Raw genomic sequence first — 25,721 nt, forward strand, 5'->3', positions numbered from 1 at the left:
CCCTGGTCGCTTCCGATCGGCGAGTTCCCGATGTTGGCAGCTGCGGATCAGAGCTGGCCGACCAGATCCAGGCTGGGCTCGATGGTGTCCTCGCCGGGCTCCCACTTGGCAGGGCAGACCTGATCGCCGTGCTCGTAGACGAACTGGGAGGCCTGGACGCGGCGCAGCAGCTCGTCGGCGTTGCGGCCCACGTTGGAGGAGATGACCTCGTAGGCCACGACCTTGCCCTCAGGGGTCAGAATGAAGTCGCCACGCTCGGCCTTGCCCTCGGCCTCGTTGTAAGTCTGCAGGTCCTTGGCCAGAGTTGCGGTCGGATCGGCCAGCATGGGGTACTGGACCTTGGCGATCTTCTCGTTGGCCTCGTGCCAGGCCTTGTGGACGAACTCGGTGTCGCAGGAGACGGAGTAGATCTCGCAGCCGATCTTCTTGAAGTCCTCATACTTGCTGGCCAGATCCTCCAGCTCGGTGGGGCAGACGAAGCTGAAGTCCGCAGGGTAGAAGAAGAGCAGGGACCAGTGGCCCAGCAGATCCTTCTTGGAGACCGAGAAGGTCTTGTTATCCTGGTAGGCCTGCGTGGTGAACTCAGTCAATTCGTGCTGAAGCTGTGACATGAAAAATCCTTTCGGGAGCGTTGGGAATGCCGGCTTGGAGCCGAACCTGCTTCCGTGTTTCATGCTAGTCAGGTAGCGCTGTATGGGGAAGACGGAGGTTCACCGCTTGGGTGTGACATAGGGCACATGGGGCGTCCATACCCTAGCATTGAAGGCATGGCATTATGGCTGAACATCCTGCTCATTCTCTTCTTCCTCCTGCTCGGTTCCGTCTTCTCGGGGACTGAACTGGCGCTGGTCTCCCTGCGAGGCTCGCAGCTGGAGCAGATGGAGCAGCAGGACGCGCGCGGAGCCCGGGTGGCCCGCATTGCCCGCGACCCCAACACCTTTCTTTCCGCCGTGCAGATCGGTGTAACGCTGACGGGCTTCCTCTCGGCATCCTTCGGCGCATCATCCATAGCCCCCTACGTGGTGCCCGTCCTAACCGGGTGGGGCGTGCATGAGGGTCTGGCCAGCACCCTGACCACGGTGATTCTGACTCTGATCATCTCCTACTGCTCCATCGTCATCTCCGAGCTGGTGCCCAAGCGGATCGCCATGCAGCGCACTGAGGCCATCGCCAGGGCCGTCGTTCCGGCCATCGACGTCTTCACCACCCTGTGCAGGCCGCTCATCTGGCTGATCGGCAAGAACACCAACCTCATCGTGCGCATCCTGGGCTTCGATCCCCAGCAGACCGACACCGAGGTCAGCGACGACGAGCTGCGGATGCTGGTCTCCTCCAACACCAACCTGAGCAAGGACGAGCGGATGATCCTGGGCGACGTCTTCGATGCCTCCGAGACCAGCGTGGCCGAGGTCATGCGCCCCAGGGCCGACGTGGTCTTCATCGCCGGGGATATGCCCCTGCAGGAGGCGGTCGAATTCGTGCACGACGAGCCCTACTCGCGCTACCCGGTGACCGGACGCGACTTCGACGACGTGCTGGGCTTCGTCCATGTGCGCGACCTGATGGACGTGCGCAATCCCCATGCCAAGACCGTGGCCGACGTGACCAGGCCCGGCATCGCCCTGCCCGGCACCTCCAAACTCCTGCCCAGCCTGGAGAAGCTGCGCAAGAAGGGCATCCATCTGGCTGTGGTCATCGACGAGTACGGGGGCACCGACGGCATCGTCACCCTGGAGGACATGACCGAGGAGCTGGTGGGCGACATCCGCGACGAGTACGACCTGCCCGAGGAGCAGAACCCGGCCCATCCCCAGGCGACCGCCTTCGTCAACGGGGTTGCCACGGTCGACGGCGGCATGACCATCGAGGACTTCGCCGACCTGACCGGGATCGAGCTGGAGGACGGGCCATACGAGACCCTGGCCGGCTACTTCCTGGCCCAGACCGGGCGGATGGGGCAGGTGGGAGATGTGATTCACTCCGACGACGGGTATGACATGGTGGTGACCAAGGTTGACGGGCGGCGCATCGAGACCATCGAGGTCAGGCGGCGGCAGGAGGCCGAGGACCAGGCCGACGATGATGACGACGACGGAGACGGCCAATCTGACGCGGGCCGAGGCGATGCCGTGACCGCAGCCTAGCTATCCTCTGGCCTGTGCTCGGTTGGCAGTCAGCCGGTGACCGGTCACACGTCAGTCAAGGAAAAGTGACTGTCAGCGTAGCCGATGGTACGTGAATGATTTCACTGGTTGATTCCCGTAAAATCCAAGCGTTTCCTTGCCTTTTCCTCTAATCTGGAGGTACATGGTCGGGCCGACCCGACCGCAGGCATAATTTCACATTTAAGGAGCGATTATGGCATTGAACTTTACCGTACCGGGACTCGACGAAGCGACCAGCGAGAAGGTCATCGCCATCCTGCAGAGCCGTCTGAGCCAGGAACAGGAGACTGCCCTTATCCTCAAGCACGCCCATTGGAACATGAAGGGCAAGGAATTCATCGGCATTCATGAGATGATGGACCCCGAGGTTGATTCGGTGCTGAACATGGCCGACGAGACCGCCGAGCGTATCGCCACCTTGGGCGGCTCCCCCGCCGGACGGCCCGACGACATCATGAAGAACCGCGACTGGGATGGCATCACCATGACCGGCCGCCAGGATGCCCTGGACTACCTGAAGGCTCTGGACACCTACTACACCACCTTCATCAAGCGCGACCGCGAGGCCATCGAGAAGCTGGACGATCTGGACGTCATCAGCTCCAACATCGTGCAGGACCACGTGCAGGAGCTGGAGCACTTCCAGTGGTTCATGCGCAGCCACCTGTTCTGAGTTACTGAGTTACTCGGTTTCTGAGTTCTGAGAGCTCATCGCCGCTCCGATAAGCGGTATGCCAGCGGCCCTGCATCGTGAAAGGTGCGGGGCCGCTGGCATAACTTCTTTGAACAAGATAGAATTGACATTTGGGAGACGGCCGGGCGCCGCCTCATGCCGGGAAGACTGGTCGGCCATGGAAGACCGAACCCTACCCGCCCGACCAGGAGCATCATGCCGCCCACGCCTACATTCCCGAAATCTCAAATTAATCCGCGTCGTCAAGACCCCGAACCATCAGACCCCCGACTTTCGAATTCGCAGCAGAATTCCAAGCCATCAAATGCCCGACCATCAAATCCACAGCGTGGGCAGGGCGGATCTAACAGAGGCCGGCACAACCGACTTCATCCTTCAAGTTTTCTCGCAGCCCTATCATCCTTGGCCGAAAACGATAGGATCACCGGCCTGTTCATGATGGTCTGCGCAGTAGCCGGACTGATCCTGGCCAATCTGCCGAAGGCCGGGCCATGCCTGAATGCGCTTGCCGCCTGGGTACCTCTGGATCTGCCGGGCGGACTGAACCTGTCCTTGAAGGACTGGATACAGGACGGGCTGCTGACCATATTCTTCCTGACCATGGGTCTTGACCTGCGCCAGGAAGCTGCCACGGGCACTCTGCGCGACCACAGGCAGGTCCTACTGCCCATGCTGGCCGCTCTAGGCGGTGTGGCCGTTCCGATCCTGATCTACTGCCTGTTCAACCTGGGCTCTCCCGCCGGTTTGCGTGGATGGGCTGTCCCAACGGCCACCGATGTAGCCTTCTCCCTGGCGGCTCTGCAACTGCTCCTGCCCAAGACTGGGCCCGCCCTGCAGGCCTTTTTGATGACCCTGGCCATCTTCGACGATTTGATTGGCGTCCTGCTGATCGCCCTAGGCTACTCCAGTTTGGGACAACCGGGCTGGCTGCTTGTCTGCCTGGCCGGCCTAGTGGTCTGGGCCCTGCTGGTTCGAGCAGCGAGCCGTTCCTCCCGGCTCTGGCGACCCTTGATGCCGCTGTTCCTGCTGGGCGCCCTTACCGGCGGACTGCTGGCCTGGTACGGCCTCTTCAAGGCTGGAATCCACCCGGTGCTGGCGGGAGTTGCGATGGGCCTGTTGACCCCTGTCGCCAGGTCACACGAGGCTGAACCATCCGGAACAGAGTCTACCGGGGCCAATCCAGCCAGGATCGAGACAATAGGGATTGAGCAGAGTTACTCCCAGGCATCATCGCCTGCCGAACAGTTGGATCGCCTGCTGACACCCTTGAGCGCCCTGGTGGTTCTACCCGTCTTCGCCTTCTTCTCGCTGCGCATCTCCCTGGATCAGCTGGGACCCGGACTGCTGATGGACCGGGTCTTTTGGGGCGCCACGCTGGGACTGGCCTTGGGCAAACCCCTGGGAATCCTGACCATGGTGGTCCTGGCAGGTCATCTGGGGCTACGACGACCTGCCGGCTCTACGACCTGGAACATGATCGGCCTCTGCCAGCTCTGCGGGATCGGCTTCACCATGTCCTTCCTGATCGCCAACCTGGCCTTCGCCGGATCCCCACACTTGGAGTCAGCCCTGCTGGGCGTGCTGGCGGGGTCGGTCCTGTCTGTGCTCGTCGTGGCCGTGGGCACTATCCCCGGTCGACTGCGTTCCGCCAGGCGCGCATAGGCTCAGCTGCGACGGTAAAGCTTGGTGTATGAGCCCTCGGCACGGGGACGAACCACAATCTGGTCGATGTCCACAGTGTCGGGCTGCTCCAGGGCCCAAGTGACACATCCTGCGATGTCGTCGGCGGTCAGCGGATCAGGCACTCCGGCATAGACCGCGTCAGCCCGGTCGCTATCGCCGCCAAACCGCTTCAGGGAGAACTCGTCGGTATGGACCAGGCCCGGGGCGATATCGACCACGCGCACTGGCTCGCCGATCAGCTCCAGCCGCAGAATGCGGGCCATGACCCGTTCCGCCGCCTTGGAGGCGCAGTATCCGCCGCCGCCCTCGTAGGGCTCGATGCCTGCCGTGGAGGAGATGACCAGGACCGTGCCCTCCGACTCTTTCAGGGCCGGGAGTAACTTCTGGATGACCCGCAGAGTGCCGATGACGTTCAGCTCGTACATGCCGCGCCAGTCGTCCAGGCTGGAGGTAGCCACCGGGTCCTTGCCGAAGGCCGCGCCGGCGCAGTTGACCAGAGCCTTGACCGGACCGCCCTTGAGCACGGCATCGACGGCCGCCTGGGTGGAGTCCTCGTCGGTCACATCGCAGACCTCATAGGTGAAATTCTGACCCAGTTGATCAGCCAGGGCCTTGAGATTGTCTTCGCGCCGGGCCAGGCCTACCACCTTCCAGCCCTTGTCCACCAAGGCCCGCACACTAGCCTGGCCGATGCCACTGGAGGCACCGGTAACCACAGCACGCTTGGTTGTCTTCTTGGATTCCGCCATTTTATCTGCTCCTTCATGATCAATTGCCCCGAATCGGCTCCACACTAGCCTCCGGGCCGCAGGGAGCCTGCCTAGCTGCTGCAGGATCGCCCTTCTTCTTTAACGCTAGCGCACCAGCATGGGCTGTGGCAGACTCTCTTCGGTCTTCTATAACAAATGTGGCGCATTAAACCAGCCTTGAGTAGGGTCGGAACGAATTAAAGGCAGATTAGTTGAGTCAGAATAGATCAAAGTCAGATCGGGCTGAATCAGGCCGCAAGTCAGGTTAGATCAGGATCGAAAGGACGCGTCAAAAACCAATCCTGCTTCGTACGAGATGGCCTAGCAGGGGTTCCGATTCGGAACTCATCAGTACGAATGATGCGGTGGGTTCATAATTTACTAGCTCGCAGTGCGCAAGTTCAGAAATCACGCCGAGTTCATAGCTCCCAAAATCATGACTCTGGAGATCATGACTTCAGATGTCGAAGCTTCGGAGGTCACAGAGCCAGATAGCGGTTGAGTCGACGACGGCGCTCGGTCCAGTCAGGCATATAGTGATCCATCCGCGCGCGGAAGGCGGGGCCGTGGCCATGCTCGCAGAGGTGGGTAAGCTCATGAACCAACACATACTCCAACAGATCCGGATCCAGCCAAGCCAGGTCGGTGTTGAGCCGGATGCTGGCAGTGGCGGGGGTGCAGGAGCCCCAGCGGGTTTTCATCTTCCGCAGACTGATGCGCTCGGGTCGGCGACCCACCACGGGGACCCACCGATCAAGCAGAGTCGGCAGCCTCTCGTGGAGAATTCTCTTGGCTTCAGCCTCGGATCGTCCTGCTTGCAGCTGACCATCGGCTTCAGGTTTGGCGTAGACATCGCGTGAGCGGGCCAGACGTTCTCGAGTGGTTGCGATCCAGCGGTGCTTGCCGTCGATAAAGGCGCGAATCTGGTCATCGCCCAACTTTAGAGGCGCTGTCACTTCCAGATGGCCGTCAGGCGGCTTAACCCGCAGATAGACGTTGGCGATCCGCTTCCTGATGACCAGAACCGTCTCACCACCGACCTCTAGCTGCTCCGACCGGACTGGTTCCATACGCCGTTTCCGCCTCATGACCACCATTCTTCCGCCAAGACGCGACGCGACGCTGCCGAGATTGACTTGAGGGGACACTATGGTAAGCTATCCATTTGTGTGATTCTTCGGTCACACGGCATGGGCCTGTAGCTCAGCTGGTTAGAGCGCATCCCTGATAAGGATGAGGTCGGAGGTTCAAGTCCTCCCAGGCCCACGCATTTCTCGCGCGGTTGAAGTTCTTTACACATTCACGGGGCTATGGCGCAGCTGGTAGCGCATCTGCTTTGCAAGCAGAGGGTCGCCGGTTCGAATCCGGCTAGCTCCACAAAACAAAATAGGAAGCGTTGGACTAATCTTCTTCAGAAACAAGTTCGAGCTTGTTTATAGATTAAAGAGCGCAATGTAGACTCTCCTTTTCCGTTCTGATGGCCTAGAAGGCCTAAATTTGCCGTTTTAAGCTATTTTCAGCCCTTCGGCACGTAACATCTCGTCATGCTGCCGCAGTCCGAGGCAACCGCAGGCACAGGGTTCAAACGCTCCGCCGTTGCCGTGGACGGCCATGGCCAAGCAGCCAGGACTGTACGTACGATGTGCGCCAAGGCGAGAACGCCCGCTGGTCTGCTGTTCGAGCGGGTAAAGCTGAAGTAGAACAAGACTGAGATGAGATACTCATTAGTTACTTGTTAGATAATGAGTATCTAATGCGAGGCGGCAAAGAGGAGGCTGCATATGGCCAAGAAGCAGGATGTAACGGTTATGCTCGACGCATTCGAGACTAATGCCGCCAAGAAGCACAGCTTGAAAGAAGCCGGCGCGTTCGCTGGAACCACGGCGTGCGAAACGCGTGTCACATCGCTCGTGTCCATGACGAAAAGCAACAAGGAGCGCCTGACAGCTGTCGCGAAGACCCACGGACTGAGCCTAAGCGCGTTCTTCCGTCTGGCGGCTGACGAGTACATCGCGAACCACGAGTGGTAAGCAGGGAGGGGAACAAACAGATGGTACATGTCTCCGAATACGATGCCGAGAATCTGTTCATCGACAAGCTCGAGAAGATCGGTTATGAGTTTATCCAGATGCATAACTACGACGACGTTGTGGCGAATTTTCGCAAGCAACTCGCAGCATTCAATGCTGAGAAGCTGACCGAGGCGAAGGGCAAGGCAACGTTCTCAGATGCTGAGTTCGGACGCGTGATGATTCATGTCAACAACCACACCGTCTACGAGTCCGCAAAAATCATTCGCGACAAGTACGTACTGACGCTGGATAACGGGAAGACCGTGTATCTGGATTTCTTCAGCTCCGACATCGATCGGAACATCTATCAGGTGACGCATCAGGTAACGATGGACAAGGCGCACAAGGGCGATGTCGTCTATAAGAACCGCTACGACGTGACGATTCTCATCAACGGCCTGCCGACGGTGCAAATCGAGCTGAAGCGCCCCGGCGTCGAAATCAACGAGGCTATTAACCAGATTAACCGCTATCGCAAGTTCTCGTTCAAGGGGCTGTTTCATTATTTACAGCTGTTCGTGGTGTCGAATTCCGTGCAGACAAAGTACTTCTGCAATGAGAACGAGATGGACGGCGGCTCCTACAACCCGATTCTGAAGAGCCTCGTGTTCTTCTGGACGGACGATAAGAACACGCGAATAAACAAGTTGGACGAGTTTACGACAGAGTTCCTGCGTCGCTCGACGCTTACGGAGATGCTCGACAAATACATGGTCATCAAGACCACTGAACCTATCCTGATGGTCATGCGCCCGTATCAGATTTACGCGGTGAAGGCCGCGAAGCGCCGCGTGCTGGATTCCAACAAGAACGGCTATGTCTTTGCATGCACAGGCTCGGGCAAAACGCTGACTTCGTTTAAGCTAGCTCAGCTTCTGCGTGACGAGCCGAGGGTGGACAAGGTCATCTTCCTGATTGACCGTAAGGATCTCGACGACCAGACCGTGGACGAGTACAACTCGTTTGAGAAAGACTGCGTGGACGGCTCCGATTCCACCGCCGTACTGGTCAGGCAGCTGAAGCAGGACGACCACAAGCTCATTGTGACGACGATTCAGAAGATGGCGAACGCCGTCAAAAACAAGCGATATGAGTCGCTGATGGATTCGTACCGTGACAAGAAGGTTGTGTTTATCATCGACGAGTGCCATCGCAGCCAGTTTGGCAAGATGCACGGAGACATCAAGCGCCATTTCAACAATGCGAACTATATCGGCTTTACGGGCACGCCCATTTTCGAGGCAAATCGCGGCAGGGATGGCAAGACGACCGCCGATGTGTTCTACGCTGGGCCCAAGTTGGATGCCTGTCTGCATCGCTACATGATTAAAGACGCGATTGCGGACGGAAACGTGTTGCGCTTCTCGGTCGAGTACCAGCGTACGATTTTCGCCAAGCATGTTGCTGCGAATGGCATCGATCCCGAGCAGCTGAGCGACCCTGATTATTGCCGGCGCCACAACTTAAATTTAGAGTCGCTGTATCACAACGACGAGCGTATACGCTTGGTGGCCGAGGACATCTTTGAGCATCACGAGCAGCATGCCCACCCGCAGGGCAAGGATGTGTACACGGCGCTGTTCGCAGTGGACACCATCAAGACGCTGGGCAAGTACTACGACGCTTTCAAGTCGCTGAATGAGATGAGAGACGACGACAAGCGATATCGCGTGGCCGCCATCTTCACGTATCAACCCAACGGCGACATGGACGAGGGCGGCGACGAGCACTCGCAGGAGTTGCTGGAGCGCTGCATGAATGACTACAACGCGATGTTCGGCACGGCATTCGGGCTGGATTCCTTCGATGCATACCGCAAGGACATCACGCGCCGCATGAAGCAGAAGGATCTGCCGCAGGTAGACATCCTGCTGGTGGTCAATATGATGCTGACGGGATTCGACGCGAAGCCGTTGAACACTCTTTATTTGGACAAGAATCTCATCTGGCACACGCTGGTACAGGCGTACAGTCGTACAAACCGAGTTGACAAGGTGACGAAGCAGTTCGGACAGATTGTTTCCTATCGCAATATCAAGCGTGCGCAGGACGATGCCCTGCGGCTGTTCTCCGGCGATGGTGACCCGAACGAGTATCTGCTCGAAAGCTATGAGTATTACATGAACAAGTGGATGAATCAGGTGCCCGTCCTCCGCAAAATCGCACAGACCGTGGACGACGCAGGGCAGCTTCAGAGCGAGGATGACATCCGCCAGTTCATCCTCGCGTTCCGCTCGCTTTCGGGCACACTAGCGACGCTGAAGACGTTCGGCAAGTTCGAGTGGGCGGATTTAGCCGTGGCTCTCGGCGAGGAGGAATACGAGGGCTTCAAAAGCTGGTATTTGTATTATTACGACGAGTCGAAGAAACGCAACCCGAAGGTCCCCGTGCCCGTCGACGTGGATTTCGACGTGGAGCTAGTCCGTACCGACCGTATCAACGTGATGTACATCCTAAGCTTGCTGAAGTCGGCGCACAAAGCCCGCAAAAGCGAAGCGAACCTCGATCGCGACATCGACCTTGTGATGCGGGAGATCGAGCGTTCGGACAACGACGCCCTACGTGCAAAGAAGGACATCATGGAGGCGTTCATCCGAACTCGCTTCTACGACTTGCCGGAAGACGCCGACGTACAGCAGGCTTACGAGCAGTTCGAGTGCGAGAGCCTCAAGGCCGAGATCAAGACGTTCGCCCATGAAAACGGTCTTGAGGCGACGGACGTACAGGACATCTTCTCGGAGTACACCTTCAACGGGAACTTCTCTGAGGAGGCCGTCCGCAAGAAGCTGACCGCATATGGTAAGGGACTTCTGGAGATCACGTCGATGACGAATATCATCAAGCGATTCGTCATCGACACCTACAACCGCTTTCGGGCAGAAGGAGAGTAAGCGGCATGATTGATTCCACAAAGCATCAGGCGCAGGCGAACGAGCTGTCCCAGAAGCTCTGGGCCATCGCGAACGATTTGCGCGGAAACATGGACTCCACCAAGTTCCGTAACTACATCCTCGGGACGATTTTCTACAGCTACCTGTCGGAGCGCACCGAGGAGTACATGCAGGAAATCCTGAAGGAGGACGGCCTGAGCTACGAGCAGGCGTTCGCCGATGCGAATTACCGCCCTATCGTCGAGCAGTGGTCCATCGAGCATCTGGGCTACATCATCAAGCCTAAGAATCTGTTCAGCGAACTGGTTCGCAAGATTGTCCATCCTACGGATGACAGCGACAAGTTCAGCATCGAAGACTACGAGCGTGCGGTGAACGAGCTGATGGGTTCCACGATGGGTCAGGAGTCCGAGGCGGCGTTCTCCGGATTGTTTAACGATATGAAGTTGCAAGACCCCGACTTAGGCGACACCGTGGCCGATCGTACGGCACTCATCGCCAAGGTCATCGTGAAAATCAGCAAGATTGATTTCAAGCTGTCCGATTCGCAGTTCGACGTGCTGGGCACGGCATACATGATCCTCATCGGGCTGTTCGCCTCGGACGCCGGCAAGAAGAGCGGCGAGTTCTTCACGCCAACGGGACCGTCGAAGCTGGTGGCGACGTTGGCGACCGTCGGCTTGGACGAGGCGAAGACAGTGGGCGACTGCACATGCGGCTCAGCGTCCATGCTGCTCGAAGTGCAGAAGCACCTCACGACCGGACGTGTCGGTCATTTCTACGGGCAGGAGAAAAATGCCACCACGTACAACCTTGCGCGTATGAACATGCTGATGCACGGTGTGGATTACCAGAACTTCGACATCTACAAGGGTGACACGCTGCGCGAGGATAAGTATGGCGACGTGAAGATGACGGTGCAGGTCTGCAACCCGCCATACTCGTTGCAATATGACCGCAACCCAGCCCTGCTTGATGACCCGAGATATTCAGGCGCGGGAAAGCTACCACCGAAGTCCTATGCCGACTATGTCTTCGTCGAGCACATGATTTACCACATGGACGATGACGACGGACGTGTGGCGGTCCTGCTACCTCTTGGCGTGCTGTTCCGCGGCGGTGCCGAGGCGGTCATCCGCAAGTACATCGTCAAGGACCTGAACCGCCTCGATGCCGTCATCGGCCTCGCACCAAACCTGTTCCACGGCACGTCCATCCCCGTGTGCCTGCTCGTACTGAAGTCCAAGCGCAACGGCAATAGTAGCAACGTGCTGTTCATCGACGCGAGCAAGGAGTTCAAGCCCGGCAAGAACCAGAACACGCTTGAGGACGAGCACATCAAGAAGATCGTGAACGCCTACACGATGCGCGAGGACATCGAGAAGTTCGCCCATGTGGCGGATATGGCAGAGATCGAGGCAAACGACTGGAACCTCAACATCCCGCGTTACGTGGATACGTACGAGGAGGAAGAGCCCGTCGACCTCGAGGCCGTACGAGATGACATCAAGCGTATCGAGGGCGAGAAGAAGGCCTCTGCCGACAAGGTGGAGTCGATGCTGCGGCAGCTGGGAATATGACTATGGTGGAAAAGAAAGCAGAAGACTGACCTTGGAAGCGTGCGATTTACAACTATCACTTGAGGGAAGACGAGAACAACGCCTGTATTTCGTCCGCCGTGACCGATAGTTGGTATTCGACGTCGCCAGAACAGGAGAAGACTCTGTTTCTGAGCACGATGCACAGGCTTTCGAAGGGCATGATGGCGTTACGGTGCGCATCGCTGAGGTGAATCTGCCCTCTTTATTTATGACGAGCGGATATACGGAGACGTTTGAAGGTGTGTTTGTTGGCGGAGCAAGATGTAATCATGCGGCGAACGCGCAGCCGAGTTCATGATTTTGCTGGACGTGGATTATTGGAAGGCACTATTGACGCCCCTGCGATTACGTTCTCAGGGCTAAAGTAGCTCAAAGACCTCGCGACGCTCGACGACTCGGCAAACGATATTATTCGCGAGTTTGTTGCAGCCGTTCACGAGAATACAACTGCGATGTAGGTGCATGGCAAGAAGCTTGATGAATCACTGGTTGCGCTGGAATCGCAGATTGCAGCATCAGAGAAGAAGGACGACGCGGTATACATGGCGGAGAATGTGGCGACGACTATCGACACGGTGCCTGCTGTGGCAAGCGCAGCACCAAGTATGATGAATCCCATTCATCGATTGTTTGAGTTTATTAGGAGGTGAAGTGATATGGAACCAGTATTGCGTTTTAAGGCTGATGATGGGTCCGATTTTCCTGATTGGGAAGAGAAGACACTGGGAGAACTTTGTGCGCCTTTGACATACGGAATGAATGCGGCTGCAACGAGGTTTGATGGCGAAAATCGTTATATCCGCATTACTGATATTGACGACGAAACGCATGCATATTTGTCTGACGATGTTGTTTCGCCAGAGGGTAAACTTGACGATAAATATATTGTTGGAAACGGGGATATTTTACTGGCAAGGACTGGTGCAAGTACAGGCAAGTCTTATCTGTATCATTCAAAAGACGGCAAATTGTTTTATGCGGGCTTTTTGATTAAAGCGCATGTGCTTTCAAGTTCGGACGACTACTTTGTGTATTCCCAAACGCTTACTGATAAGTATTGGAAATGGGTTAAGACGACTTCGATGAGATCTGGTCAACCGGGAATTAACGCAACCGAATATGCATCCTATTCGTTTGCTGTTCCCTCTCTCCCCGAGCAGCACAAGATTGCCGATTTGCTCTCGACCGTCGACAGAGTTATCGCTGCCCAGCAGGCCGAGGTGAATGCATGGGAACAGCGCAAGAAGGGCGTTATGCAGAAGCTGTTCAGTCAGGAGGTCAGGTTCAAGGCTGATGACGGGTCTGATTTCCCTGATTGGGAGAAGAAGAAGCTAGGGGAAATTTGCGAATACGGGCGGCAGCGAGGTATCGGCGCTCACTACGTTGGTACAGAGAACATGCTTAAAGATTTTGAGGGAATTGCTATTGACAACCCCGAAGCAGAGGCTTCAGGTTCGTTGTATTTTGAAGGCGACACGTTGATGTCGAATATTCGCCCGTATCTCAAGAAAGCATGGAAGGCTAACTGCAATGGTGTTTGCAGTACAGACGTGCTCGTTTTTCATCCAACGAATGTTGAAAGCGACTACTTACATTGCGTGATTGCTTCTGATTCATTTGTCGCTTATGTCATGAGTGCTGCCAAAGGTTCAAAGATGCCACGTGGGGATAAGGCTCATATAATGCACATGCCGCTGATCCTGCCTTCTCTGCCCGAACAGCGCAAGATTGCCGACTGTCTGTCGTCAATTAACGACGTTATCGTTAAGGCGAAAGCCGAGCTGGCAAAGTGGCAGGAGCTGAAAAAGGGCCTGCTTCAGCAGATGTTTGTATAGATTCAGTCAAGCCCGTCGTCATCGTAACGGCGGGCTCTATCAAGGGGGAGATTGAATAATTATGGCACGCTAGGAGAAAACCGAGCTGAAAGACAACAGTCTCGCCGTCGCCCACTACCCGTTCTCGTCGCTCTCATAGAACGAGGTAGGCATCGAGCAACAGAAGTAGCCTGCCCACGCGTAGGCAGATACCAGCGGGTTAACATCGTGAGGAATGTATGAGAATGCGGCCATATCTGGCAACACGGACGCCTGTCCAGTGTCTCAGCTGACGCTGTCGGTGATTGCGAAATCCGGCCTCATATGCTAATCATGTGGAAGGCAGACGGTCTGGGCTATGACAAGTACGTGTTGGCGATGGCCAAGAAAACCGTATGCGAGGCGGACAGCGAAATACACCTGCTGCGAAGAACATCTCGACAGGTTTTCCCGAGAGCATGCTCATCGAGGACCTGATAGACACCAATGGCGAGATACTACAGCTGGCAGCTGTTGTAGAACTTCCAGAGGGACATGAACTACAACGCCAAGCACGCACTGTACAATAGGCACAAGCTGCTCAGGCACGGGGTTAAACAGGGCGACAAAGAAGTACGTCGTGGACACTGACACGTCACTCTTCGTAAGGCAGATGTTCGACAAACACGCAGCAAGAAGGTCGATGCACGCGATAGCTGACGAGCTGAACGCCGAAGGGCCGCGTGCGACGAGGGATGTCAAAACGCTGAATAAGTTGCTCAAGAGCCGCATCTACATTTGCGGAGTCGGCAGAAAGAATCCACGCCCAGAATCTTTCATTAAATGTGCCAATGCCGGTTTGAATTGTGTTGATAGCATCATAGCTGCGAGCAGCTATTCGAACCGACATAATAAATTGCATCTCATTCTTTATGCGGAAGCTCGGGCAGAAACAAGCCTTCCATCCTGCAGCGTCAGCAGACGGTCAACCCTGGCAAGGACCGAGGGACGATGGGAGACGATCAGACAGGTACGGTCGCCCTTCCGCTCGATCAGCCTAGTCAGAACCCGGCCTTCGAGGAGGGCATCCATGTTGCTTGTCGGCTCATCCAAAAGCATGAATGGCGCCGAGCTCAAAAAGGCGCGAGCCAGGGCCACTCGTTGCCGCTGCCCCTCGGACAGGTCCGAGCCGTTGTCAGCAAGCAGATGATCCAAGCCGTCGGGTAGCTGGTCGATCAGATCATCCAGGCAGGCATCATGAGCTGCCTGCTCAATATCCTCTCTGCTGGCATCAGGCCGAGCCAAGGCGATATTGTCCGCCAAAGTAAGGCTAAATATATAGGTATCTTGACTCACCAGAGTCTGCTGGGCACGCAGGTCTGCAGTGCGAATGGTCTCGATCGGCAGGCCGGAAACGGTCAGATCCCCACCACTGCGCTCCTGGAACCTCATCAGCAGGTCGATCAAGGTGGACTTGCCAACCCCGTTGGCCCCTTGGATGCCGACCAGCTCGCCAGACTTGATGGAGAGATCCAGACCGTCCAAAACCGAAGTCCGGCCGCCATGTTCACCTGGGTCGTCCTTATCCGGGTCAGTCTTGCCGGCGTAGGAGAAGGAAACCGCCTTGGCCTCCTCTCCAGTGAACTCCGTCAGGGGATTCCCATGACCTGATTCCACCTCACGTACAGGCGGCTTCTTGTCCAAAAGCGAGAAAACCCGTCGGGCAGCAGCCAGAGTGGGCTGCAGGCCAGCGCCTAGCCGAGCCACAGGTATCAAGGGAGCGAAGGAAGAGAGGAAGCCGACCAGTCCGATCATTCCCCGGGCAGGATCCACCAACCCCGTCGAGCCTAGGTAGCAAGCCATCAACGTGAAGACTCCAGCGCAGATCAGAGTGACCACGTTGGTGACCATATCGTTGGCGATAGTCCGCCCAGAAGTACGCCCACGGGCATCCAGCATCTGGTCCGTAGCGGCTCCCACCCGACGGCGAGTGTTCCCCAAAGCGCCCAACCCCGCCAGTTCGGTGCGGCCCTGCAGGGTCTCCAGAAGAAGGGAATGCAGGTTGGCTTGGGCCGTCCGCTCCTGCATGGCTACCTTGAAGGTGGGTCTTGCGCTCAGGATGGGGATGAGCAGACCGACGATCAGGTAGGAGATCACGGCGGCCAGGCCCATCCAGGGCGAGAGCCAGGTGAGCAGGGCCAGGTTGGCCAAGGAGGTCACTAGAGCGATGGCGATGGGTGAAAGGGTGTGGGCGTAGAAAATCTCCAGCAACTCGATGTCGTTGGTGATCACCGTCACCATGTCTCCGCGCGCCTGGTCCCGCAGGCCAGCCGGGGCCAGGGACCGCATCTTATCGAAGACCGTCGTGCGGATGTCACGAAGCATGCTGAAGGCCATCTCGTGGTTGTAATACTGCTCCCCATAGGCCATAACACCCCGGCTGAGAGCGGTCAGAACCGCTACCAGAGCCCAGACGACCCACTGGCCATTCAGCGGCGGCCAGTCCATGACCAGACCGATCAGGGCCGCAGCGGCAGCCATCATGCTCCAGACAGCAAAAAGATGGCCTAGGCTGCCGCAGAGGATGGCCTTGCCTTCCGTACCAGCCAGAGGCTTCATCAGCCGGGCCATGCGGCGCATCATCGCCAGGTTGCTCGTCGTCTGCTGCTGCATGTCGTCACTCCCCGTCCTCATACTGTGCCTGCTCCTTCCACTGGGCCGCGAATCCGCCTCCGGCATCCATCAGTTCGCGGAAGCCGCCGCTCTCCGCCAGACGACCTCCCTGCAGGAAGAGAATGAAATCGGCATTGCGGACCCCGGCCAGGCGGTGGGTGATGGTCAGGACCAGGGACTCCTTGCCCAGCGCATCCATCAGAGCAGCCAAGGTAGCATCATGCTCGCGATCCACGGCGCTGGTTGCCTCGTCGAAGATGTAGAGAGGAGAACGCCGCAGGAGCCCGCGGGCAATGGACAGACGCTGCCGCTGTCCTCCGGAAAGGTTGCCACCCTCGGGGTCGATAGGAGCGTCCAGCCCGCCCTTGCTTTGGACAAGACCAGTTAGGCCGACCTGATCTAGTGCATCCTGCAGCTCCCAATCCGAGTAGCCCAGCCCAGCCGGATCGAGATTCGACCTGACGGTCCCGGTAAAGAGGTGATCGGTTCCCCGAACCACGGTCTGCAGGCCGACCAGGTCCTTACGTGACAGGTCGCTGATCTGGCGCCCGCCAATGGTCAGCTCTCCGGTATACCCCTGAAGGCGCCCGGACAGCAGACCCGCCAGGGTGCTCTTGCCGGAGCCGGAGGCACCGACTAAGCCCACATGCCCCTTGGCTGGCAGGTCAAAGTTCAGGTCAGTCAGGGCCTGGAAGCCGCCAGGATAGGTGTAGGTCAGATTGCGAGCGCGGATGCCCGGCGAATCGTCGTTAGACATATCCGCCTGATCTGCCTGCTCCGAGCCTGATTGTGCCGAAGCAGTATTCTGTCTTATCGCATCGGCAGAACCAGATGCAGGAATTCGGACAACATCCGAAGCAGGTTTCAGAGCAGGTTCAGATGCGGATTCCGGGTCAGACTCCCGAGCTGCTTTCTCAGATGCTTCAAGACTCGCTTCCGGAGCCGCTTCCTCAGAGGCTTCCGGAATCGTTGCCGGAGCACTTTCCGAGGCCACTTTCTTGCTTGATTCAGGAGTCGCACCTGCAGCCGACGACTCCCCGTCGCTCTCCTGCCGCGCTTGGAAAATATCGTCGATGGCCTTGCCCTGCTTGATGGCGACCATGCCGGAATGCATCATGTAGACCAACTGCCGCTCAGGGGCGAAGAGCCGGACCCCAGCCAAAGCAACGACCAGGCAGGACAGTACTCGTGAGGGCCTGCCCTGCCCGATCAGGACGGTGGCAACGACCGCCAGGATGAGGCTGGTGTAAATGACCACGTCGGCCTTAATCAGCGAGCGCAGCTGCCCGGCCAGGACTCCCATGGTTATCCGGCGGAACCCCTCGGACTCCTCGGCCAGATCGTCGGCCTGCCGCTGGTCTGCCCCGAAGATCCTCAAGGTGTTGAGCCCCCTCAGGGCATGTTCGAAGTGGACGCCGACCTTGTCGTACTTGCGTAGTTGACCCAGCTGTACCTTGATGTTCTCGCCCATAGTGGGCTTGGAAGCCAGGGGTAGGGCCACCATGCCGATCACAACGATCACCGCAGCCAGCGGGCTGAACGGCAGGAGGACGGCCAGGGTCACGACCAGCATCAGGGCGGTCTGGACCAGGGCCGGAATGTAGGCCGTGAAGTAGGAGACGACCGACTTGACCCCCTCGGTAGAAAGCCTGGCCAGGGTCTGCGCCGGAACGCCCAGGTCGTCCTCCTGCCTGTTGGGGTCGAACACGGATAGGTAGAGGGCCTGGGAGAGCGCCTTGCCCATCCCATCAGCCAGCCGGGCGCTGACGAACCTGGCGACCGCCTGGGTCAGGAACCGAACCAGGATCAGCCCGCCTATCGAGACCGCTAGGGGTCCGGGCCGACCCGGCACCCAGGCAAGGGCATGAGGAACAGCCAGACCAAGGGAACGGCCCACGGCCGCGATGGCTACCGGCAGGAGGAGCACCTCCGCCAGCACGCCGATCGTCTGCAGGAGGGCCAGCAGGAGGCTGGCGCCCATCCTGGCTCCCGGTAGATGAAGTAGTCGCTTGCTGATCATGCCTGTCCTCCGTGCCGCCTTTCTGATACGCCCCTCTCAGTGGACACTAACAAAATCCTCTCTCGCCAGGCAATACCCTTATTGTGAAGCCCTGGCAAGAGCTGGCAAGAGATATAAAAAAATATCATTTACTTTCCCTCCTGGCCCTCCTAAACTTGACGGCACAACCTGAAATCGGCGGATATGGCCTAGGGCCGAGCGACCGCCACCCGGATGGGAGCGATCCTTTATGAAAGCACTGAAGACAAAAGACCTGGTCAACGTCGGCATTTTCACGGCCCTCTACTTCGTCAGCATGGCGGTCGGCAACTTCATCACCGTCTTCCTGGCGGGACTGGTCATGCCCGGCCTGTCCTCCCTCTTCATCCCTGCTGTGGTAGGGCTGGTCTCCGGTCCGGTCTACATGCTGATGATCCGCCGCGTGCCAAGGTTCGGGGCCATCACCATCGTCGGCGTCATCATGGGCCTCTTCCTGCTGGTCTTCGGCCACTTCGCCCTCTCCTTCATCCCATACGCCTTCTGCGGCCTGCTGGCTGATCTCGTCCAGTCCTCGCTCAGGGAGAGCCGTCCCAACCTGGCCCGCTACCTGAGCTACGTCATCCTCACCTTCGGCTGCACCGGCCCCGTGCTTCCACTCTGGTTCATGAAGGATGCCTACGTGGCCAGCCTGGTCCGCCGCGGCAAGAGCCAGGAGTACATCAACGGGGTCTTCGCGCCCATCACCGGAGCCACCTTCCTGGTCTGCATTCTGGCCACCCTGGTCGGCGCCCTGCTCGGGGCATGGATAGGCGCTAGGATCGTCGACAGGCATTTCAACCGGATACCCGCCAAGCAATGAGGCCCATCTCCATCTACACCAGATTCCTGCTGGTCATTTTCGCCAACGCCCTGATTTTCGTCACCCTCCCCACCCCCCTGGTCCTGGCCATCAACATCTACTTCTGCAGCTTCCAGGTCATCGTGGGCAGGGTCAGGAAGGGCCAGGCCTGGCTTCTGGTCTGTCTGGTCTTCGCCGCGGGCGCCTCCCTGGCCATGGTCTTTCCCGAGAATCTGCCGGGGCATTACCTGCTCTTCCTCTTCGTCGGCGTGGGCAGGGTCCTCCCCTTGGTACTGGTGGCGGCCTTCATGATGGGCACCACCAAGGTCTCGGAGCTGGTCTATCTGCTGCGCAAGATCCACGCACCCCAGTGGCTGGTCATCCCCGTCAGCGTCCTCTTCCGATTCTTCCCGACCGTCAGGCACGACTATGCCCAAATCAGACGGGCCATGAAATTCAGAGGGATCGCGGTCACCACCGGCGACATGGTCCGGCACCCGATGCGAACCATGGAGTACATCTACGTTCCCCTGCTCAACAACGCCACCAACGTGGCCTCCGACCTGACCTCAGCAGCCCTGACCAGGGGGATTGGCGACCCCGGTCCCAAGACCTCCATCCAACGGATTGCCTTCACCAGACTGGATGCGCTCATGTGCGCCCTGGGCCTGGTCCTTATGGGATGTGGAGCCTATGTTGCAATGTTCCAGGCTTAGCTTCACCTACGAGGACGCCAGCCAGCCATCCCTCAAGGAGGTCTCCTGCCGGATGGGACAGGGTAGGCTGACCGTGGTCACCGGACCGAGCGGATGCGGCAAGACCACCCTGTCCAGGGTCATCAACGGCCTGATTCCCGAACTCTACGAGGGCAAGCTTGAGGGAGAGTGCCTGATCGGGGGCGAACCCACCACGGCCCGGCCTATCTACCGGCTTTCGGAGCAGGTGGGATCGGTCTTCCAGAACCCCAAAACCCAGTTCTTCACCACCGACGTCCGCAGCGAACTGGCCTTCCCCCTAGAGAACACAGGGGTTCAGCCGGAGGCCATCCGGGAGCGTATAGACCAGGTGGCCGACCTCTTTGGCATCACCCAGCTCTTGGATCGGGACATCTTTTCCCTGTCCGGGGGCGAAAAGCAGATGATCGCCATCGCCTCCTCCTGCATGATGGACCCGCAGATCCTGGTCCTGGACGAGCCCTCCGGCAATCTGGATGTTGAAGCGGTGGCCAGCCTGGCGCAGATCTTGGGCCGCTTGAAGGACCGAGGCTTGACCATGGTGCTGATCGAGCACCGCCTCTACTACCTGGACGGGCTGGCCGACGACTTCCTTATCATGAAGGACGGCAGGCTGGCAGAGCATCTGTCTCCGGCCGCCATGAGGGGACTGGATGGCCCAAGTCGTCAGGCCAGGGGACTGCGGGCCCTGAACCTGGATGCGGACGAGGAGGCGAGTGCGCCTGCCAGGGTAACCACCGAGAAGACTCCCGACCTGCTCCGGGTCAGGAATCTGACCTATGCCTACCACCACGACCAGGCTCCTGCCCTAAATGTGGACGATCTGACCCTGTCCAGCGAGGACGTCACCGGCATCATCGGCCGTAACGGAGCCGGCAAAAGCACCTTCGCCTCGGTCCTGACCGGACTGCTTAAGCCTGGTGACAGGTCGGAGATCAGCCTGAACGGAGCCAAGCAGACAGCCAGGGAACGCGTCGAGGATTCCTACATGGTCTTCCAGGATGTCAACTACCAACTCTTCAGCGAGACCGTCGAAGGCGAAATGCTCCTTGGGGCCAAGCGAACCGACCTCTTCGATGAGGTGGCGCGAAAGCTGGACCTGGAGAGGCTCCTGGGCCGACATCCCAACACCCTCTCCGGCGGAGAGAAGCAGCGGGTGGCCATCGCGGCCGCCATACTGTCAGGTAAACGCCTGGTAGTTCTGGACGAGCCCACCAGCGGCCTGGACCTGCTCCACATGAACCAGGTGACCGGGATGATCCGCTACATGCGCTCCCTAGGGGTCATGGTGATCGTCATCTCGCACGACCAGGAATTCCTGGCTCAGACCTGCCAGCGGTTCATCACCTTCCGTCAGGGCAGACCGGTCAGGGACAGCCGCAAACTAGGCAACCTCCTGCAAGCCCTCTGAGCCTCTGAACCCTTGCAGGGTCGGTGAACATGTCGCCACCCGGCAGGCGGTTCTCCTGTGCCCCGGGCCCCGCGAACGTATACAGTAGTGGGGAAAAGAGCATCAGGGGGCGTCCCTCGCGTCGGACGGCCCCGCCGCACAGCCAGGGTTACGAGAGGGCATGATGGGCTATATCGACGTCATCGGAGAGACGAAACGGTATGTGACCGGCGAAACGACCATCGTGGCCAACAATAAGGTCACCTTCTCCATCGAAAAGGGCGAACTGGTGGTCATCTTGGGTGCCTCAGGGGCCGGCAAGTCGACCGTGCTGAACATCCTGGGCGGCATGGACACCTGCAATGAGGGCCAGGTGATCGTGGACGGGAAGGACATCGCCGGCTACGACGCCCGGCAGCTGACCACCTACCGCCGCTACGACGTGGGATTCGTCTTCCAGTTCTACAACCTGGTGGCCAATCTGACCGCCAGGGAGAACGTGGAGCTGGCCTCGGAGATCGTGGACGACGCTGCCGACCCGGTCCAGACCCTAGTCGACGTGGGCCTGGGCGACCGGATCGACAACTTCCCCGCCCAGCTTTCCGGCGGGGAGCAGCAGCGTGTGGCCATCGCCCGGGCCGTGGCCAAGAACCCCAAGATCCTGCTCTGTGACGAGCCCACCGGGGCCCTGGACTACCGGACCGGCAAGCAAGTGCTACGCATCCTCCAGGATCAGTGCCGCAAGAAGGGCGCCACCGTGGTCATCGTCACCCACAACGCGGCCATCGCCCCCATCGCCGACAGGGTCATCCGCATGCACGACGCCCGGGTCCAGGCCGTGCAGACCAACGACAGCCCCGAAGACATCGAAAACGTGGAGTGGTGAGGATGCAGCCTGTCAGGAGGGTGCTCTGGCACGACATCCGGGTCTCCCTGCGCAAGTCCCTGGGACGATTCATCTCCATCGTTTGCCTGGTGGCACTGGGTTCCTTCGCCCTGGTCGGGCTGAGCGTTACGGGGCCGGACATGCGGCAGGCCGGCAACGCCTACCTGTCCAACCACCATCTGGCCGATCTGATGGTCATCAGCAGCTACGGGCTGGACCAGGAGGATCGGGATGCTATCGACACCGCCCCTGGTAATTCAGGCATCGAATACGGGTATTTGAAGGATGTGGTGCTCAAGGGGACCGACAAGAGCCTGCGCATCTACTCTGCCCCCAACCGAATCTCCACCTACGGTCTGGTCGACGGATCCATGCCGACCAGACCGGACCAGATAGCAGTCGACACGGCCCTGGCCGGGAGCCACCCCATCGGCAGCAGCATCCAGGTAGATGAGAAGGCCGACCAGCTGGGCAGGAGGGTCTTGAGGCACCACAAGCTGCGCGTGGTGGGTACGGTCAAGTCAACCGAGATCCTCAGCAAAGTCAACATGGGGCCCTCCACAGCCGGATCCGGGTCGCTGGACTCCTACGCTGTGACCACGCCCGGGGCCTTCGACTCGGACGAGTACATGATCGCCCGCCTGACCTTCAAGGATCTGGACCGGATCCGGGATCACTATTCCGACCAGTACATCCAAGCCCTGCAGACCCACAAGGACGACCTGAACAGGATTCTGTCAGGACGCCCCACCGCCAGGCTGAACGCCATCAAGGCCCCCCTGAAGAAGCAACTGGACCAGGGGCAAGACCAGGTAGACCAGTCTAAAGAAAAACTCGAAGGGAACCGGCAGCAGCTGGAACAGGCCAGGAAGGATCTGGACCAGGGTGCCCAGAGCATCCAGTCCGCCAAGAACCAACTAGCCGCCAAGACGGTGCAGGCCCAGGCAGCCATCGACCAGGGGCAACAGGAGGTGGATCTGAGCTCGGCCGTACTGGCTCGAAAGCAGAAGCAGTACCAGTCTTCCGTCAACCAGGTGGCCCAGGGCAGGCAACAGGCCGACCAGGGGCAACAGGCCATCGATCAGGGACAGGCCAAGCTTGATGGTTCCCGCCAGCAGCTGGAGGGCGGCAAGGCCCAGGCCGACCAAGCTGTAGCCCAGGCCCAGGAAGCGCAGAAGCAATGCAGACAAGGCATTGCACAGGTCACCGGCCTCATTCAGGCTATCGATGCCCAACTGGCCACACCCGGGCTGACCCCCCAGCAGCAGGAGGAGCTCAACCGCAAGAAGGCCGGGCTGCAGGCACAGCTGACCGAGCTCAACCGGCAGTCACCGCAAATCGATGCCCTTGCAACCAAGGCCAAGGCCGGCCGCGATGCCTTCATGACCAACCAGTTCACCCCCGGCATGGCCCAGATTGCGGCCAACCAGCAGACCCTGGACGCAAAGCGGCGGGAACTGACCCAGGCAAGAGCCAAGGTGGAAGAAGGCGAGCGCCAACTGGCCCAGGGCAAGGCCCAACTTGATCAGGGCTCAGCACAGCTGGCCCAGGGCAGGGCCAAGCTGGCCCAGGCTCGGCAGCAGCTGGCCAACAGTCGTGCCTCTGCCCAGGGGCAGATCGACCAGGCCCAGGCCACCTTGGATCAGAAAACCGCGGAATACCAGACCAAACTGGACAAGTTCAATAAGGAAAGCCCGGACGCCCAGAAGAAGATCGACGACTCCCAGAAAAAGCTGAACAAGGCGGCGGACCAGCTGAGCCGACTGGAAAAGCCGGTCTATGCCTTGGACTCACGCCGGGAAGCGCCCGGCTCAGAAGGCTACAAGGTCTACGCCTCCGTTTCCTTCATTGTGGACTCGCTGGCCAAGGTCTTCCCCTACTTCATGTACTTGGTGGCCGCCCTGGTCACCTTCACCACCATGACGCGCTTCGTGGACGAGGAGCGGATCAACGCCGGAACGCTCAAGGCCCTGGGCTACAGGGACCGGGATGTCATGGCCAAGTTCCTGGTTTACGGCGGGGCGGCCTCAGCCCTGGGCGCCCTCCTGGGCATCATCGCCGGCCACACCCTCCTGCCCTGGATCGTCTACCAGGCCTATGCCCATGCTTTCGACATGCCGCCCATCCACTACGGCTTCCACCTGCCCATCACCCTTCTGGCCTGTCTGCTGGCCTTCCTGAGCGCCGTGGTTCCAGCCTTCCTGAGCGCCTGGCGGGAGCTGCGCGAGAAGCCGTCGGCCCTCCTCCTGCCCAAGCCGCCCAGCGCCGGTTCGAAGATCTTCCTGGAGCGCATCCCCCTGATCTGGAACCGGCTCAACTTCACCCACAAGGTCACCGCCCGCAACATCTTCCGCTACAAGCAGCGAATGCTGATGACCATCTTCGGAGTCTGCGGATCGGTGGCTCTCCTGATGGCAGGATTCGGCGTGCAGGGTTCCATCTCGGCCATCAACGAGCACCAGTTCGGCCAAGTGATCCGCTACGACCTGATCGCTGCCGAGAACAGCCAGGCCACATCCGACCAGCGCCAATCCATCAAAAAACGGCTGGAGAAGCCCGATGTGAGCCGTTCCCTGAACGTGCGCTACGAGGAAATGAGCAAGACAGCCGGCCACAACGCCGACAAGCAGTCCATCACCATGATCGCGCCGGCCAGCGCCGAGCACCTGGACGACTTCATCCGCATGGACACCCGGTCCGGGCACAAGCCCCTGAGCCTCAAGGGCGACGGCGTGATCCTCTCCGAACGGATCGCCCAGCTGACAGGGACCAAGGCCGGCGACAGGATCACCCTGCAGGATTCAGGCGGCAGGGACAGGACCATGCGGGTGGATGGCATCTGCGAGATGTACCTGGGGCACTTCGTCTTCATGAGCCCAACGGCCTACAGGACCGTCTTCCATCAGGACTTCTCGCCCAACGCCCATCTGGTCACCTTCAAGGACTCCAGCGCGGAGAACACCAGAAGGCAGGCCGCCTCCTTCATGCGGATCGACGGGATCCAGGGGGTGGTGCAGAATACGACCCTGATGAGCCAGATCGACACCGTGGTCAGGTCCCTGAACATGATCATGCAGGTGCTGATTATCGTGGCCACCCTGCTGGCCCTGGTCATTCTCTACAACCTGACCAATCTGAATGTGGAGGAGCGGATCCGCGAGCTGAGCACCATCAAGGTGCTGGGCTTCTACGACCGAGAGGTGACCATGTACATCTACCGGGAGACCATCCTCCTTTCGGCCATCGGCGTCCTGGCCGGGTACGGGTTCGGGGCCTGGCTGCACCACTACATCATCACCACCGTCCCGCCGGACAACGTCCTCTTTGACCCCTCCATCAGCTGGGTGGCCTTCGTTGTGCCCCTGGTCATGATTACGGTCATCACCGCTGGGCTGGGCTGGATGGTCAACAACAAGCTCAAGCATGTGGACATGCTGGAGGCCCTCAAGTCGGTGGACTAGCCCATATCGACATTTACCCATACTGATGGCGTAAGCTGGCACTCCAAGAGTCCATAAGTCCATGCCATTAAAGCCATTGAGAATCCAGAAAG

General features: G+C 59.0%; 18 protein-coding genes and 2 tRNA genes. 15 read left to right on the plus strand and 5 right to left on the minus strand.

Annotation, left to right across the window (positions count from 1 at the left end):
- Positions 1-47 precede the first annotated feature (47 nt).
- Positions 48-611, minus strand: coding sequence for a redoxin domain-containing protein (locus LPC22_RS07870; protein ID WP_024627523.1), 564 nt, complete (start codon positions 609-611; stop codon positions 48-50).
- A 156-nt stretch (positions 612-767) separates the two neighbouring features.
- Here LPC22_RS07870 and LPC22_RS07875 point away from each other — a divergent pair, with 156 nt between their 5' ends.
- The 3 genes from LPC22_RS07875 (at position 768) to LPC22_RS07885 (ending at position 4,521) form a co-directional block, all read left to right on the plus strand.
- Positions 768-2,144, plus strand: a complete 1,377-nt coding sequence (locus tag LPC22_RS07875) for a hemolysin family protein (protein ID WP_229133410.1) — start codon at positions 768-770, stop codon at positions 2,142-2,144.
- Positions 2,145-2,358: 214 nt separating this feature from the next.
- Positions 2,359-2,838, plus strand: coding sequence for a Dps family protein (locus tag LPC22_RS07880; RefSeq protein ID WP_229133411.1), 480 nt, complete (start codon positions 2,359-2,361; stop codon positions 2,836-2,838).
- Between the two features lie 423 nt (positions 2,839-3,261).
- Entirely contained in the window at positions 3,262-4,521 is a 1,260-nt protein-coding gene (locus LPC22_RS07885; RefSeq protein ID WP_229133412.1) for a Na+/H+ antiporter NhaA, read from the plus strand.
- Between the two features lie 2 nt (positions 4,522-4,523).
- Here the strand turns inward: LPC22_RS07885 and LPC22_RS07890 are convergent, their stop codons facing one another.
- Both LPC22_RS07890 and LPC22_RS07895 read right to left on the minus strand, forming a co-directional pair.
- Positions 4,524-5,291 carry an SDR family oxidoreductase gene (locus tag LPC22_RS07890; protein ID WP_229133413.1) on the minus strand — a complete coding sequence of 256 codons (768 nt, stop codon included), beginning with the start codon at positions 5,289-5,291 and terminating at the stop codon, positions 4,524-4,526.
- 479 nt (positions 5,292-5,770) lie between these two features.
- Complete coding sequence (locus tag LPC22_RS07895; RefSeq protein ID WP_229133414.1) at positions 5,771-6,379, minus strand: M48 family metallopeptidase; 609 nt, start codon at positions 6,377-6,379, stop codon at positions 5,771-5,773.
- 104 nt (positions 6,380-6,483) lie between these two features.
- On the opposite strand from LPC22_RS07895, the gene LPC22_RS07900 reads away from it, so the two are divergent.
- From LPC22_RS07900 to LPC22_RS07930, 7 genes are all read left to right on the plus strand, one after another.
- Positions 6,484-6,557 (plus strand) — tRNA-Ile (locus tag LPC22_RS07900).
- A gap of 38 nt (positions 6,558-6,595) precedes the next feature.
- Positions 6,596-6,668: transfer RNA gene (locus LPC22_RS07905), tRNA-Ala, on the plus strand.
- 404 nt (positions 6,669-7,072) lie between these two features.
- Complete coding sequence (locus tag LPC22_RS07910; protein ID WP_229133415.1) at positions 7,073-7,321, plus strand: hypothetical protein; 249 nt, start codon at positions 7,073-7,075, stop codon at positions 7,319-7,321.
- A gap of 20 nt (positions 7,322-7,341) precedes the next feature.
- Complete coding sequence (locus tag LPC22_RS07915; RefSeq protein ID WP_229133416.1) at positions 7,342-10,254, plus strand: type I restriction endonuclease subunit R; 2,913 nt, start codon at positions 7,342-7,344, stop codon at positions 10,252-10,254.
- Positions 10,255-10,259: 5 nt separating this feature from the next.
- Entirely contained in the window at positions 10,260-11,834 is a 1,575-nt protein-coding gene (locus LPC22_RS07920; RefSeq protein WP_229133417.1) for a type I restriction-modification system subunit M, read from the plus strand.
- 479 nt (positions 11,835-12,313) lie between these two features.
- The gene (locus LPC22_RS07925) at positions 12,314-12,505 is read left to right on the plus strand and encodes a hypothetical protein (RefSeq protein WP_229133418.1); all 192 of its coding nucleotides are present in this window, start codon (positions 12,314-12,316) and stop codon (positions 12,503-12,505) included.
- A gap of 6 nt (positions 12,506-12,511) precedes the next feature.
- Positions 12,512-13,690: a restriction endonuclease subunit S gene (locus LPC22_RS07930; RefSeq protein ID WP_229133419.1), complete on the plus strand. Its 1,179-nt coding sequence runs from the start codon at positions 12,512-12,514 to the stop codon at positions 13,688-13,690.
- Between the two features lie 888 nt (positions 13,691-14,578).
- Here the strand turns inward: LPC22_RS07930 and LPC22_RS07940 are convergent.
- A complete protein-coding gene (locus LPC22_RS07940) occupies positions 14,579-16,342 on the minus strand; it encodes an amino acid ABC transporter ATP-binding/permease protein (protein WP_229133421.1) in 1,764 nt (587 codons plus the stop codon).
- Entirely contained in the window at positions 16,326-18,341 is a 2,016-nt protein-coding gene (locus LPC22_RS07945; RefSeq protein ID WP_229133422.1) for an ATP-binding cassette domain-containing protein, read from the minus strand. The genes LPC22_RS07940 and LPC22_RS07945 overlap by 17 nt, the downstream gene beginning before the upstream one ends.
- Before the next feature lie 229 nt (positions 18,342-18,570).
- Here LPC22_RS07945 and LPC22_RS07950 point away from each other — a divergent pair, with 229 nt between their 5' ends.
- The 5 genes from LPC22_RS07950 to LPC22_RS07970 all read left to right on the plus strand — a co-directional run bounded on the left by LPC22_RS07950 (position 18,571) and on the right by LPC22_RS07970 (position 25,629).
- Entirely contained in the window at positions 18,571-19,179 is a 609-nt protein-coding gene (locus tag LPC22_RS07950) for an MptD family putative ECF transporter S component (protein WP_101431750.1), read from the plus strand.
- Positions 19,176-19,874, plus strand: coding sequence for an energy-coupling factor transporter transmembrane component T (locus LPC22_RS07955; protein ID WP_229133423.1), 699 nt, complete (start codon positions 19,176-19,178; stop codon positions 19,872-19,874). Before LPC22_RS07950 ends, LPC22_RS07955 begins: the two co-directional genes overlap by 4 nt.
- A complete protein-coding gene (locus tag LPC22_RS07960; RefSeq protein WP_229133424.1) occupies positions 19,852-21,303 on the plus strand; it encodes an ABC transporter ATP-binding protein in 1,452 nt (483 codons plus the stop codon). The genes LPC22_RS07955 and LPC22_RS07960 overlap by 23 nt, the downstream gene beginning before the upstream one ends.
- 163 nt (positions 21,304-21,466) lie before the next feature.
- Positions 21,467-22,168, plus strand: a complete 702-nt coding sequence (locus LPC22_RS07965; protein WP_229133425.1) for an ABC transporter ATP-binding protein — start codon at positions 21,467-21,469, stop codon at positions 22,166-22,168.
- A 2-nt stretch (positions 22,169-22,170) separates the two neighbouring features.
- Positions 22,171-25,629, plus strand: a complete 3,459-nt coding sequence (locus LPC22_RS07970) for an FtsX-like permease family protein (protein ID WP_229133433.1) — start codon at positions 22,171-22,173, stop codon at positions 25,627-25,629.
- Positions 25,630-25,721: the final 92 nt, after the last annotated feature.

The organism is Bifidobacterium mizhiense, from assembly GCF_020884755.1.
GTDB classification, from domain to species: domain Bacteria; phylum Actinomycetota; class Actinomycetes; order Actinomycetales; family Bifidobacteriaceae; genus Bombiscardovia; species Bombiscardovia mizhiensis.